This is a genomic window from Flavobacterium sp. N1719 (assembly GCF_025947045.1).
Lineage (GTDB): Bacteria > Bacteroidota > Bacteroidia > Flavobacteriales > Flavobacteriaceae > Flavobacterium > Flavobacterium stagni.
The window spans coordinates 2,468,598-2,481,994 of sequence record NZ_CP109993.1; the positions used below are offsets into that span (position 1 = coordinate 2,468,598).

General features: G+C 33.3%; 13 protein-coding genes. 11 read left to right on the forward strand and 2 right to left on the reverse strand.

The features are described 5' to 3' along the window. Positions 1 to 2: 2 nt before the first annotated feature. The 10 genes from OLM45_RS10535 (at position 3) to OLM45_RS10580 (ending at position 10,131) form a co-directional block, all read left to right on the forward strand. Positions 3 to 1,730, forward strand: a complete 1,728-nt coding sequence (locus tag OLM45_RS10535; RefSeq protein WP_264509960.1) for a type I restriction-modification system subunit M — start codon at positions 3 to 5, stop codon at positions 1,728 to 1,730. Continuing rightward, positions 1,730 to 3,019 (forward strand): restriction endonuclease subunit S, encoded by a 1,290-nt coding sequence (locus tag OLM45_RS10540; protein ID WP_264509962.1) that lies wholly within the window; start codon positions 1,730 to 1,732, stop codon positions 3,017 to 3,019. The genes OLM45_RS10535 and OLM45_RS10540 overlap by 1 nt, the downstream gene beginning before the upstream one ends. Before the next feature lie 23 nt (positions 3,020 to 3,042). After that, a complete protein-coding gene (locus OLM45_RS10545; RefSeq protein WP_264509964.1) occupies positions 3,043 to 4,023 on the forward strand; it encodes a hypothetical protein in 981 nt (326 codons plus the stop codon). Beyond that, complete coding sequence (locus OLM45_RS10550; protein ID WP_264509966.1) at positions 4,016 to 4,435, forward strand: hypothetical protein; 420 nt, start codon at positions 4,016 to 4,018, stop codon at positions 4,433 to 4,435. The genes OLM45_RS10545 and OLM45_RS10550 overlap by 8 nt, the downstream gene beginning before the upstream one ends. A gap of 3 nt (positions 4,436 to 4,438) precedes the next feature. After that, positions 4,439 to 7,444 (forward strand): type I restriction endonuclease subunit R, encoded by a 3,006-nt coding sequence (locus OLM45_RS10555; RefSeq protein ID WP_264509968.1) that lies wholly within the window; start codon positions 4,439 to 4,441, stop codon positions 7,442 to 7,444. Between the two features lie 261 nt (positions 7,445 to 7,705). Further along, positions 7,706 to 7,948, forward strand: coding sequence for a hypothetical protein (locus OLM45_RS10560; protein WP_264509970.1), 243 nt, complete (start codon positions 7,706 to 7,708; stop codon positions 7,946 to 7,948). Positions 7,949 to 7,952: 4 nt separating this feature from the next. Further along, on the forward strand, positions 7,953 to 8,363 hold the full coding sequence (locus OLM45_RS10565; protein WP_264509972.1) for a protein-export chaperone SecB: 411 nt from the start codon (positions 7,953 to 7,955) through the stop codon (positions 8,361 to 8,363). Positions 8,364 to 8,373: 10 nt separating this feature from the next. Next, on the forward strand, positions 8,374 to 8,934 hold the full coding sequence (locus tag OLM45_RS10570; protein WP_264509974.1) for a hypothetical protein: 561 nt from the start codon (positions 8,374 to 8,376) through the stop codon (positions 8,932 to 8,934). 244 nt (positions 8,935 to 9,178) lie between these two features. Then, on the forward strand, positions 9,179 to 9,826 hold the full coding sequence (locus tag OLM45_RS10575; RefSeq protein WP_264509976.1) for a recombinase family protein: 648 nt from the start codon (positions 9,179 to 9,181) through the stop codon (positions 9,824 to 9,826). Beyond that, complete coding sequence (locus tag OLM45_RS10580; protein WP_264509978.1) at positions 9,823 to 10,131, forward strand: hypothetical protein; 309 nt, start codon at positions 9,823 to 9,825, stop codon at positions 10,129 to 10,131. The genes OLM45_RS10575 and OLM45_RS10580 overlap by 4 nt, the downstream gene beginning before the upstream one ends. A gap of 250 nt (positions 10,132 to 10,381) precedes the next feature. Here OLM45_RS10580 and OLM45_RS10585 read toward each other — a convergent pair whose 3' ends face one another. Continuing rightward, positions 10,382 to 11,650, reverse strand: a complete 1,269-nt coding sequence (locus OLM45_RS10585) for a WG repeat-containing protein (RefSeq protein ID WP_264509980.1) — start codon at positions 11,648 to 11,650, stop codon at positions 10,382 to 10,384. A gap of 11 nt (positions 11,651 to 11,661) precedes the next feature. Continuing rightward, a complete protein-coding gene (locus tag OLM45_RS10590; RefSeq protein ID WP_264509982.1) occupies positions 11,662 to 12,423 on the reverse strand; it encodes a hypothetical protein in 762 nt (253 codons plus the stop codon). Between the two features lie 455 nt (positions 12,424 to 12,878). Here OLM45_RS10590 and OLM45_RS10595 point away from each other — a divergent pair, with 455 nt between their 5' ends. Beyond that, positions 12,879 to 13,184, forward strand: coding sequence for a hypothetical protein (locus OLM45_RS10595; RefSeq protein WP_264509984.1), 306 nt, complete (start codon positions 12,879 to 12,881; stop codon positions 13,182 to 13,184). The last annotated feature ends 213 nt before the right edge of the window (positions 13,185 to 13,397 follow it).

Genomic DNA, 13,397 nt, shown 5'->3' on the forward strand with positions numbered 1-13,397 from the left:
AAATGAAAAACGTTAAAGAATCAGCCAACTTCATTTGGTCAATTGCTGACCTACTTCGAGGAGATTACAAACAAAGTGACTACGGCAAGGTTATCCTTCCGTTAACCGTACTGAGAAGACTAGATTGTGTGCTGGAAAACACAAAAGCAGAAGTGCTGAAAAAATATGACCAGATGAAATCGACCAACATTCAGAATCTCGACCCGATTTTGAACAAGGTGGCTGGTTACAACTTTCACAATCGAAGTCCATTCGACTTCAACAAACTGATAGCTGACCCGAATAACATTGCTTCGAATCTGCGCAACTACATCAACGGATTCTCAGAGGATGCCAGAGAGGTAATTGAGCAATTTGAGTTCGAGAATCAAATCAACAAGATGGACGATGCCAACTTGCTGTTTATGGTGGTGAAGCGTTTCCAAGAAATCGACTTACACCCAGACCGCATTTCGAGCATGGAAATGGGATACATGTTTGAAGAACTGATTCGAAAATTTGCTGAGATATCCAACGAAACCGCTGGGGAGCACTTTACACCGAGAGAGGTTATCAAGTTGATGGTGAACATTCTATTCTTGAATGACCGTGAAATACTGACCAAAAAAGGTATCACCAAAACCATATTCGATTGTTGCGCTGGAACTGGAGGGATGCTATCAGTAGCCGAAGAATACTTGCACGAACTCAACTCAGATGCTCGATTGGAGGTATTCGGACAGGAGCTTAACCCAGAATCCTATGCCATTTGTAAATCTGATTTGATGATTAAGGGTCAAAATGCTTCCAACATCAAAAAAGGAAACAGTATTTCAGAAGACCAGTTATCCAACGAAAAATTTGATTATTTGATTACGAATCCACCGTTCGGGGTGAAATGGGAAAAATTCGCCAAAAAGGTAAAAGAGGAGCATGAGCAATTGGGTCACGGTGGACGATTTGGAGCTGGTTTGCCATCGGTGAGTGATGGTTCGTTCCTGTTTTTGATGCACCTAATGAGCAAAATGAAACCAGCTGACCAAGGTGGTTCAAGATTGGCTATTGTGTTCAACGGGTCACCGCTTTTTTCGGGTTCTCCAAGCAAAACAAAGAACGAGAGCAGTATTCGTCAGTGGATAATTGAAAACGACTTCCTAGAGGCTGTAATTGCGTTACCAAACCAGCTATTCTATAACACAGGTATTTCAACCTATATCTGGGTGATATCGAATCACAAACCAGCCAACCGAAGAGACAAAGTACAATTGATAAACGGAGTTGATTTCTTCAAGAAAATGAGCAAGTCTTTGGGTGATAAACGAAACGAACTATCTGATGACCACATTGCAGAAATTACCAAGATATATGGTGAGTTCAAAGAAGGTGCTTACTCAAAGATATTTGAAAACAAGGCTTTTGGATATGCTAAAGTAACCGTTGAACGACCAGAACGCAATGCCAAGGGTCAAGTGGTGACCGACAAAAAAGGAAACCCAAAACCCGATTCTTCTTTGCGAGACACAGAAAACATTCCATTGCTAATGGATGTAAAGGAATACATGGAAAAAGAAGTATTACCACATGTACCAGATGCGTGGATTGACCATACCAAAACCAACGTGGGTTACGAAATCAACTTTACCAAGTATTTCTACCAATTCAAGCCATTGCGTTCATTGGAGGATATCAGAAAGGATATTATGACATTGGAACAAGAAACAGATGGTTTACTTAAAAATGTTATCGGATAATGAAAAAGTACGATAGCTACAAAGATTCGGGTATTGAATGGATTGGTGTGATTCCAAGTCATTGGAATACAAAGAGGCTCAAATTTATCGGTAATCTTTATAGTGGATTATCTGGTAAAAGTGGTGCAGATTTCAGCTCAGAAGCAAGTTCTAGCACAAAACCATTCATCAACTTTACAAATGTAGCAAACAATAAATACATAGTTTCAGATAATTTTGGTCATGTAATAATGACTGATAACGAAAATCAAAACCAAGTTCAAAAAGGAGATTTGCTCTTTTTGATGAGTTCTGAAAACCAAGAAGAAGTTGGGAAATCTGCTCTTTTGAATAACGATTTCGGAGAATTGTATTTAAACAGTTTTTGTAAAGGTTTGAGAATTTCAAATCTAGATATTTATCCAAATTTCTTAAATTACCTTTTGAATTCTTCCACTCTAAGTCAACTAGTTAGTATAGAAGGTAGAGGATTCACAAGAATAAACTTAAGAATGGAGGGGGTCCAAAATTTGCCTGTTTTTTTTCCAGATAAAGACGAACAAATCACCATAGCCAACTACCTCGACCACAAAACCACTCAAATTGATGACTTGATTGCCAAAAAGGAGCGTTTGATTCAGTTGCTAGAAGAAGAGCGCACCGCCATTATCAACCAAGCAGTGACCAAAGGTCTTGATACAACGGTTCCGATGAAGGATTCTGGTATTGAGTGGCTGGGAGAAATTCCAGCGCATTGGGAGGTGAAAAGGATGAGATACCTCTCAGATATAACAACTGGAGGAAAGGACACAGAAAATAGAGAGGATGATGGGATATATCCTTTTTATGTACGTTCACAAACAGTTGAACGAATTTCTACTTATTCTTTCGATGGAGAAGCTATTTTAACCGCTGGTGACGGTGTAGGTGTTTGCAAAGTCTGGCATTATGTAAATGAAAAATTTGATTTTCACCAAAGGGTTTATATGCTCAGCAATTTCAGAGGAGTATTAGGCAAATATTTATTTTACTATTTGAAAGAAAATTTCGGCAAAGAGGTTATGAAGCTCTCCGCAAAATCGACAGTGGATTCATTAAGACGACCTATGTTTCAAAATTTTTTAGTTTGTTTTGGCACAATTGAGGAACAAAATGAAATCATTCATACAATTGAGAAAGAAGAATATAGAATCCAAACAATAATAGAAAAAACTCAACAAGAAATTGAGTTATTAAAAGAATACAAAACGGCATTAATCAGTGAAGTGGTTACTGGTAAGGTTGATGTTAGAGAAGAAGTTTTAAATTAGGAAAATAAATAGACAACTACAATATGAAGAATATAAAGGAAAAAGAAAAGTTCTATCAAATTAAAATTCCAATTTATATTTCGGATTCTAAAATTGATGAAAATCATGATGTACCATTTGAAGAATTGGTTTTAAGTCAAGATTTGTTAGTTCAAAATTTAATTTCCAAAATAGAACAACACAAAGAAAAAAATGTTGTTTTAACAACAGGTAAAAGAAATAAAACTACAACTCGAAATATTGATGAAGTAAAATACGAAAAAGTAAATTTTGGAAATGACCTTGCTTTATTGCTGAAAATAACTTCATTTAGTTCAAATCTATTTGACGGTTTCATAGAAAAAGATACTAGAATCAAACTTGATAAGAATGATAAAATAGGAAGTGAACATTATTACGCAATCATTTACCCACATATTTTTGGAATAGAAAAACGAGAATATAAATGGATTGTTTTTGTTTATGAAGACCCAAATAAGGAAAACAGTGAAATTGTATCGTCTGTAAAAATTGTTCTTAAAAATGTTTTAAATATTGTTTCCGTTAATATAAAACTGCCTGATTTTATAAGCAGAGTAAAAAATTTAAAAGATTCAGTTGAATTATCAATGAAGTTTATAACTGTTAATTTTGAGGATAATGAAGTAGATTATAATATAAATGGTTATGAGGTTCAGACCAAATTAACCAAAATAAATGAGAGTTCATATAAAGGGGTTCCGATATCCAAAATTAATGAAATCGTTGAGGATAAATCTTTTGTTTCAAAGTTTCACAGGCGAATTTTAAAAATTGTCAGTGGTAAGCATGAGTTGAAATTGGAACAAGAATATAGTGATGAAGCAGACTCAAAATTTAAAGAAACAGCGGAAGAATTATTCAATTATACGAGCGAAGTAAGTTCAATAGATGTTGAAACAGAAGAGATATATAAAACAGAGTATATTTTAAAAAAAATACAACCTGTAATGGAAAACTATTTGAATTCATTTCCAAATGACTAGTATAAATGATTTTGCAGTTAATTTTTATAATATCCAACTAGCATTTTTTGGTATATCGATTACCGTATTTACTGTTTTGTTTGCTTTTATACTAAATAAAAGGGATGAAATTAAATTAATGAATTTTCAAATTGAAAAGGGTGATAATTCACCAAGTTTAAAGCAACGAAGAACATTTGTTTTAACCAATTTGAAAAATTTAAAATCAGTTAATTTTTATACATTAAAAATTGTTATTTCAACCTTTACCTTTTTTGTGTTTTCATTTATAATTTCTAATTTAAATTTTAATAAAATTCTAAATGAATATTTATTATTGCTTTTGTATGGAATTATTTTTATGGAAATTATTTTGTTCGCATTATTAATTTATAAAATTATAAGATATTATTCAAAGTCAACAAAAATATAAAGCATGGCAAACGGTATACATACAGAACTAACCTTTGAAACTGCAATTGAAGCATCACTTTTGGAGTTTGGTGGATTCACTAAAGGTTTTTCAGAAGATTTTGATACACAATTAGGATTGTTCCCTAAATACATTATTAATTTTCTGAAGTTTTCTCAACCAACATCATGGGATAAAATTGCCAATATTCACAAAGATGAGGTCGAGCAAAAGGTCATTCAACGCTTGGTAAAAGAGATTGATTTACGTGGAGCATTGGATGTGCTTCGCAAAGGATTCACGGACTATGGTGTGAAGTTTCAGATGGCATTTTTTAAGCCAGAAAGCTCCCTAAATCCAGAAGCAGACGAATTGTATCAAACCAATCATTTGTCGGTGACCAGACAGCTCTATTACGAGCGTGTAGGCAAAAACTCATTGGACATGGTGCTTTCTTTGAATGGTTTACCTATTGCTACCATTGAGCTTAAAAATCAGTTTTCGGGTCAGTCGGTAGAGAACGCCAAGAAGCAGTATGTGTATGACCGAGAACCAAACGAACCGATATTCCAATTCAAGAAAAGAGCATTGGTTCACTTTGCTGTGGATACAGATGAAGCCTATATGACAACCAAACTAGATGGCAAGAACACGCGCTATTTGCCGTTCAATTTAGGATACAATAACGGTGCTGGAAACCCACCTAACCCCAACGGATACCGCACCGCTTATTTGTGGGAACAGGTTTGGACAAAGGACAGTTTCATGGACATTATCGGTAAGTTCCTTCACTTAAGCGTGGAAGAATTTGAGCTGAATGGTGTCAAAAAGAAAAAGGAAACTATCATTTTCCCACGTTTCCACCAGATGCAAGTGGTTAGAACTGTAACAGCTGATGCACGTGTTCAAGGTGCTGGAAAAAACTACTTGATTCAACACAGTGCTGGTTCGGGAAAATCCAATTCAATCGCTTGGTTATCCTACCGACTTTCTAGCTTGCACGATGACCAGAACAACCGAGTTTTTGATTCAGTGATTGTGATTACCGACCGAAAAGTATTGGATTCGCAGTTACAAAACACAATCTACCAATTCGAACACAAAGATGGTGTGGTTCAGAAAATCGACAAGGATTCAACCCAATTGGCAAATGCAATTACTGCTGGTTCACATATCATTATAACAACGCTTCAAAAATTTCCATTTATACTAGATAAAATTGGGGAAATCCCAGCTAGAAAGTATGCAGTAATAATTGATGAAGCGCACAGTTCTCAAGGTGGTGAAGCAACCAAAAAAATGAAAGAGGTATTATCAGCGAAATCACTAGAAGATGCTGAAAAGGATGAAGCATACACAGGACTAGAAGAAGATGCTGAAGACGAAATCAGAAAGTCAATGTTAGCTAGAGGCAAACAGAACAATCTTAGTTTCTTTGCTTTTACTGCAACACCTAAGCCAAAAACAGTTGAAGTATTTGGAACAATGGGCGCTAATGGCAAGCCAGAACCGTTTCACCTGTATTCAATGAAGCAAGCTATTGAAGAAGGATTCATTCTAGATGTGTTAAAGAACTACACTACCTACAAAACATACTTCAAACTATCCAAAGAAATTGAGGATGACCCGAAGGTGAATAAAAAGAAAGCCTCCAGAGCCATCGGACGATTCATGTCATTGCACCCACACAATTTGGCACAGAAAACCGAAGTGATGGTGGAACATTTCCGACAAGTGGTTTCAAAGAAAATCGGTGGAAAAGCCAAAGCAATGGTCGTAACCAGTTCAAGGCTACATGCAGTTCGATACAAAGAAGAATTCGATAAATACATCAAAGAAAAAGAATACAATGATGTGAAGACAATAGTCGCTTTTTCGGGAAAAGTAATTTATGGTAACGCTCCAGAAGGTGTGACTGAGGTGGAACTGAATGGATTTGCTGAAAAGGAATTGCCAAGAAAGTTTGCATCGGATGAGTACCAATTGTTGTTGGTAGCAGACAAGTACCAAACAGGATTCGACCAACCGTTGTTGCATACCATGTATGTAGACAAGAAATTATCGGGTGTTAAAGCAGTACAAACACTTTCCAGATTGAATAGAATGTGCGCTGGAAAAGAGGACACATTTGTGTTGGACTTTGCAAATGAAACCCAAGATATTTTGGATTCGTTTCAACCGTATTACGAGCTGACATCGATAACCGAGAACTCAGACCCAAATCACCTGTATGACTTGAAAGCGGAGCTGGAAAAAGCAAATGTGATATGGGAATCGGAGGTGAACAATTTTTGCAACCTATTCTTCAAATCAAGTAAAAGCCTCAGCACAAGTGACCAAGGCAAGTTGAATGCTTACATTGACCCAGCTGTGGAACGATTCAAAGCGTTACCAACTGAAACAGATGATGTGATGGGTACGGTGACCAATCAAGACGATTTCAAAAACACGTTGCAGACTTTTTGTAGAACCTATTCGTTTTTGACCCAAATCATGCCTTTCTCAGATGTGGATTTGGAGAAGCTATTCACATACGGACGATTCTTGTTGAAGAAATTACCAAGAACAAGTCAAAACGATAAGTTTAAGTTGGGTGACGAAGTTTCATTGGAGTATTACCGTTTGCAAAAGATAGCGGAGCATAACATTGTGATGGAAAGCCGAGGTGTTTACGAATTGGAGGGTGGCGGTCAAGCTGGTATCCGATTGACCAAGGAAGAAGAAGCCAATTTATCTGAAATCATTGAAGTATTGAACAAGAAGTTCCAAACCGAATTCAACACCGCTGATAAATTATTCTTTGACCAGATTGAGGAAGAGTTGGTGGTTCATGGAGGACTAAAAGAACAGGCGCAGAACAATCCAATCGAGAACTTCAAGTTTGGATTCGAGGAACTTTTCTTAGACAAACTAATTGCACGCATGGAGCAGAACCAAGATATTTTCACCAAAATGATGGATGATAAGGAATTTGGCGATGTGGTTAAGGGCTATATGTTGAAGAAGGTTTATGAGAGGTTGAGTAGATAAATCTAATCTTGTTCATACCTTTAAATTTACTAAAGTTTTAAGCTTGCCTGTTTTCGTTGAACCTTAAATTATCGTTTTGGCACAAATATTGTTTTTAAAATAAAAATGATTTTGTACTTTTGCGCAAGAATTAAAAAAATCAAAAAAAGACATTTGATTAGAAAATAAGTCTTATATTTGATTAGTACTACCAAATTATGTTACTAAAAAACATGTTTATTCGGTAAATTAAGTTTCGTCAAACAATTAAATTTAAAAATCATGAACAACATTTTAGAGGATTTAAAGAAGTATTTCCGTGATACTCCTCGTGAAAAAGTCATGAAGGATTGGTCGGAAACTAAGAACGAAGCCCCAAAAGGAGGGCCTACACTTCGAAAATACTTAGAAGCATCCAAAATCTATTATCGAAGTAAAAAAGAAGAATTTTTTGTCATTAAAGAAAAAAATACTAATTTAGTAAACCCGAAGTATCCTTCGGGTTCTTTTTTTTCCAAAATTTAAAATTATGAATAACCCAGCATCATTTCAACTTGATGATTATATATTCAACAATATATTATTAAGATTTGAAAAAGAACTCCCAAAAGATATTAATATAGACATAGTCCCTAGTGGTGTTTTCAATGTTGATAACAGCTTGTTTGATTTAACATTTGAATTTGTAGCGTTTGGAATTGACAGAGAAAAACCTTTTATAAAAATAAATTGCATTGGTTCTTTTGTATTTCAAAATATAAAAACAATTAATGAAATTCCCGAATATTTTTATCGTAATGCCATGGCATTATTATTCCCATATTTAAGAGCGTTTATTAGTGTTCTTACTTTACAAGCAAATATTCCTCCATTAGTTTTGCCTACTTATAATCTATCTCAGTTAGAAAAACCATTAAGGGAAAACACAACAACTAACTAATAAGATTATTTTGGCTAAAAAACTTTATCAAGCATTAAAAGATAAAGGCAACCCTGAATTTATAATCAATGAGGGGCCTTTTCTATGTACAACCGATGAAGCTTGGTTGGGACATGGTTATTATTTTTGGGATACGTTCGAATATTTACCTCATTGGTGGGGAGAGGCAAAACTAAATAATTCTTATATTGTTTGTAAAGCAAAATGTGACTTTTCATCTAGTATTTGTTTTGATTTAGTTGGTGAACCAGAGCACATGGATTTATTTGGTTCGTTAGTAGAAGTAATGGAAAAAGAAGGTTTAATAAATGATGAAACGACAGTATCAGAAGTACTATATCATTTAAAAAATAAACTAGGAATATTTCATTGGAAAGCGTGTCGAGTAATTGGTGTTTTGTCAATTTCACCAAAAACATATAGTCATTATACATTTAGAATGATATTTGAAGTAGGTCAGAAACATTTTTTAGACTATCGTCCAGCTATTCAAATATGTTTATACGAAAAAGAGATAATGAACTTTAGGGAATATGAAATAATATATCCTGACAAATATTTAACCGCTTAAATAGTTATAATATTATTCATAGTCAATTAGAAATATAAAATATTAACTTTATATAATGTTATGAAAACCAGGTTCTTAACTAAAAACTTGTCCTGGTTTTTTCTTTTCTTGACCTTTGCATCAAGTTTTAGATTTAGATTATAGTTCCATTTTAAAGTTAAAACTAAAGTGAAGACCTCAATAAAATGGTCAATAAACTTTAAAATAATTCGGAACCTAAATTTAAAACGTTTTAACCTCTTAAATGCAAAAGTCTATGGTATTCTATTTCTATTCCAGAACATCAACCGTTCTTCAAAACTCAGCCAGACAAATCGAAACCTTTAAAACTCATGAAGGCTTTGAACCATCCCGATTATTCGTTGAACGCATCCAAGGCAATATTCCATTTATGGAACGCCCAGAGGCGGTTAGAATGTTTGATGAACTAACCAACCAATCTGAACGATGCACAGTTGTGGTGGACAGCATAGACCGCCTTGGAAGAAATCTTCTGGACATCTTGCATACCATTGACCTGTTCACCAAAAACAAAATAAACTTAAAATCCATCAAAGAAGGCTTCACCACACTATTGGATAACGGTGATGTTAATCCGATGGCTCAGCTTGTCATTAGCTGTATGGGGTCAATCGCTGAAATGAATCGGAATCAGATTAAGCAAAGGGCTATGGAGGGTATCAAAGTAGCACAAGCTCTTGGCAAATATCAAGGCAGAAAGGTGGGTGCAACACAAACCGACGAAAAGCTATTGCAACGCCACCAGAGCATTGTGAAGAAGTTGCAGAAGGGAATCAGCATTAGAGACATTTCGGAGATTACAGGGGCTTCCAGTGCTACTATATGCAAAGTAAAGAAGGTAATGGTTAACCGCAAAATGCTTGAGGTATGAGAAAAGCAGATATTACTGGTATCCACAGAATACTAACTCGCTACTATGGTAGCCGACACATGACCATGGAAACAAATGTGGAGGATAAAAATTTTATAAACCCCTACAGTATGAAGTTGATATTTGATTTTGACCCAACAATTGAAATTGACTATATAATTCTGCTGAGAAAATTAAGGCGATACATTTTTGGGGTTCATTTTAACTTAAATATTATCCAAGAAGAAAACAAGATTCAAATCTATGTCATAATGTATGATAAGCCACTGTATAAGGATTATGGTTTTGAATTTAGCCAGAACTAAAATTATGAAAAAGACTAGAATTACAATTACCCATCAAATTGAAAAGACAATGCATCACTTTATGGTGGTTAATCCTGATAATTTGACCAGCTCAGAAGTTAATAGGATAAAAAAGGTAATGAGTGTTGAAATGGTATTTGTGAGTGGGAGGTTATACAAATGAAAAAGGATTCAACTTTAATTAAAAAGTCAAACCCTTTTTTTATTACATACTTTATGAGTGAGTGTCCTCTTAAAAATTCATATTTCATTATTTTATAGCTAAAAACCCTTCCTTTCCATTTGAATTAATTCTTGCCATGCCATCAACAAATTTGTAAGCCATATCATAAGTACATGGAATAATTTCAACACCACTAGAATCTACATACCCACATTTTCCATTTATTGATACTACAGCATATCCATTTGAAAAAATTGATACCCAGTCATATTTTAATGGAGTTATATTTTTTCCATTTTTATTAATAAATCCCCATTTGCCATTTATGGCTACCCTTGCTAATCCTTCATTAAATGGCATTGGTTCTTCATCCCATCCTATGTCTGTATTACTATAAATTGGTTTAATTACTACCTGACCTTTTTTATCTATAAAACCCCATTTTCCGTTTATCTTAACAGGAGCTAAACCCTCAGAAAAAAAACCTGCTTTACTATATTGTGCATTAATAATAAAATTACCATATTTATCTATATAACCGAATTTATCTTTAATTCCTACTAATGCTAGACCGTCATAAAAATCATAAGCATAATCAAATTTTGGATTTAATAGTTTTTTTTCTTCAATATTAAAATAACTGAAATTAGTCTCATCATCAAAAAGTAAATACATTCCTGATTTACTTGGGGTTATTCTCATATATTTTTTAGACAATATTTCCCTTCCACTTGTGTCAATAATTCCATAAAAATAATTTTCACTAACAATTGCAAAACCATTTTCAAAATACTCTGTTAATGCAAAATCAGAATCGTTTAAATTCAAAACTACTTTTCCAGATATATCAATAAAGTATGATTTATATTTTCGAATTTTATTTGTTAATTCTTTTATATTCATCAAGCCATTATTAAAAACTGCATTTTTGCAATTACAAGCTACTTTTTTATTTCCAAACACATCAATTAATCCTCTCCAATTACCATATTCTACACAAGCAAATCCTTTATGATAATCTGAAGCATAACTGTAATTTGGACTTACTTTTTCTCCCTTGTTGTTTATAAAATATACTATATTATAGTTATTATTTTCATATATTCTGCAAAGGTCATCACTAAAATTGGTTGGATAATTGTCAAAATTGAATTTTGTAATTTGATTTCCATTTTTATCAATAAATCCCCATTTACCATTTAATTTAACTCTTGCAAAACCATTTTTAAAATCCCTTACAGAATCATATTTACACGGTATAGCTATATTTATTAAATTGGTTTTTAGATTCTGCGAAATTAGTTTAGTTGAAATTGTTATTGATAAAATTAAAACAATGTATTTAGTATATTTCATAAAATATTAGTTTAGTTAAAAATGTCGCTTGGGTGATTAACTTCATCAGAATAAATAACTTTTTCAACCTTAGTGCCATAATGGTCACCGAATCCTATTTTACCTTTAAAAATCACTAAAATTTCTTTACCAGAATTATCAGCTGAATTATAACTCCAAATCAAATAATCTGAAACTTTATCAAACATACCAACACCTAATTTATATTTTAAAACATCTTCAGAATATTCAACTCCATTCATTTCAAAATCAGGTTCACCAATGTAGTTTTTTACAGTTTTTTCAGAACCTTGAATTATAGTTCCTCTGAGTTCCGCAAAACTTGGTTTGCCATTTGTATTAGTTAAATTACTTTCAGATTCATGGAAAAGAACTTCGTTTAGTTTATTGCTAGATTTTTTCCTATTAAATAAATAACGCATTTCCACACCACTACCGTCAATTACTGTTAAGTTATTTCCTTGAATAATAAAAACAGAACTATTATTGTTAGTCTTAATTTCACCATTTTCTAAATAAGCTTGATTAATAATTTCTGAATTTTCATAATTCCATTCAACATCATTTTTAGAAAATGAAAATTTTAAACCTTTTAGAGATGGGTCTTCATTATCGAAGTAAAGAACTTTTTTTTGATTGCTTAATTGAAATGATTCATTTGAAGTTTCACTAGAATTTTTGTTTTCTTTTAAATTACTTTCTTTTTTATTACATGAAAATGCAATAAATGTAATCCAACAAAATAATATTGATTTTAAAATATTTTTCTTCATATTACTTATTACTCTCGCCCCAAAGAGTTTATTGTTTAGTAAAAACTAAAGGCGTGGGACAAGCTCAAGTCTGTGACACAGGTATCGCCAAACACCCACACTACAAAACAAGAGAAGCCCACGCCAGTGGCGTGAGCGTTCGCTTATTAATCATTGCAGTGTTTTAAAATTGGCGATTTTGTGTCACTAGATTAATAGCTACGCTATTAGTTATATGTATTTTATTCTATTTCAATTCAAATATTTGAATGTTATTATTTTAACAAATGTAGATAATTGATTATGAAAATCAAAACACAGCCCTCCCTCCGTTACCGACCTCCCGCCTCCCTGCTTCTTATCAACCCTAACCAACACTCATAATGCCATTCGAGAAAATTTTTTCCAGAATTTTTCATCTAAAATTTTAGACCCTTTACATACAATCCAGATATTTATTATAAAACATATCTATCATGGAAACACCAAAAACCACCCCAGAAAAACTAACCATAACCATCCCTTTAAAAGAAACATGTGGGGAGTCAATGGAAACGGCAATTGAAATTTCTGGAGTTCATTTTAATCAAATTATCCCAATTGAATCCAGCATTATTCATCATTTGATGGATGATAAGCATTGGACAAAAGCAGAACAATCGCTCATTTTTGCCAACAATAAAAAATATGATAAGATTGGTGTGATTGGTTTGGTTGATGATGGCTCTATCAGTTATTATGACTTTTGGTTTGATATTACGGAATGTTTTGGTAATCTTTAACTATTAGATGAGAGTAAACTAATATGTAACGTATTTAATTCCGTAATTACACCAAATAAAAAAAGGGTATCAATTGATACCCTTTAAGTATAAAATCAATTAGAATGTAAACTAATTGTTTTTCCCTATTGTTGTTCAAGAAATGTTTCTTGAACAATAATTATCCTACCAATATTTTGATTCACATTATTTCTGATTTGTGAAAATACGATT